This window comes from Oleiphilus sp. HI0086 (assembly GCF_001635225.1).
On the sequence record NZ_LWFZ01001205.1, the window covers coordinates 1 to 1,104 of the forward strand.

Genomic DNA, 1,104 nt, shown 5'->3' on the forward strand with positions numbered 1-1,104 from the left:
TATCTTTTAGTGATAAGCCTAATTTGATCTCTTCGCCGGTATTACCGTCTAGCTGATCAATATTCCACTTACCTTTTTCACCCCAGCGATAACCTATTGAACCGGTAGGTGAAACCAACTCATTGCTCGCATCGTTAACTGCAATCGTCTTCCACTCAGGGTTGTTTTCTTGACCCAAGTTACCATCGAGATCAGAGGCTCTTAGGAAGCGACCTTGCTGTAAGCCTTGATCAGACTCTTCTAACATAACCAAGTAAGGGAAATCAGTCTTGGTACGCACGTATTCAGTGAAGTAAGCACTTGGCTTATCTACGTGAAACTCTTTCAGAATAACGTGGCCCATTGCCATCGCTACTGCTGAGTCAGTACCTTGCTTCGCGTGAATCCACTCATCGGTCAACTTCGCAACTTCTGAGTAGTCAGGTGTAACGGATACAGTCTTAGTACCCTTATAGCGAACTTCAGTGAAGAAGTGAGCATCAGGTGTACGCGTTTGTGGAACGTTAGAACCCCAAGCAATGATGTAGCCAGAGTTATACCAGTCTGCAGATTCTGGTACGTCAGTCTGCTCACCCCAAATCTGAGGAGATGCTGGTGGCAAATCACAGTACCAGTCATAGAAGCTTAGGCAGTTACCACCGATCAAGGATAAGTAACGAGCACCTGCCGCATAAGAAACCATCGACATCGCAGGAATTGGCGAGAAGCCGGTAATACGGTCAGGACCATATTTCTTAGCAGTGTAAACGTTAGAAGCAGCAATCAGCTCATTAACTTCTTTCCAGTCAGAACGAACCAAGCCGCCCATACCACGTTTTTCTTTGTAGGATTTAGCTTTTGCCGGATCGTTAACAATCGATTCCCAAGCTTTAACCGGGTCACTATGCTGGGCTTTAGCTTCGCGCCATAGCTTCAATAGAGCTTTACGTACCTTTGGGTACTTCAAGCGGTTTGCACTATAGATGTACCAGGAATAACTCGCACCACGAGGACAGCCGCGTGGCTCGTGGTTAGGAAGGTCAGGGCGCGTACGAGGATAATCAGTTTGCTGGGTTTCCCAGGTTACCAGGCCATCCTTAACATAAATCTTCCAACTACATGAGC

Annotated in this window: 1 protein-coding gene; it reads right to left on the reverse strand. The window is 46.6% G+C overall.

Annotated features, from left to right (window positions below; translation table 11 throughout):
- Positions 1-1,104 (reverse strand): molybdopterin-dependent oxidoreductase (locus tag A3756_RS21165; protein WP_156490654.1); only part of this gene is annotated, 1,104 nt, incomplete at both ends.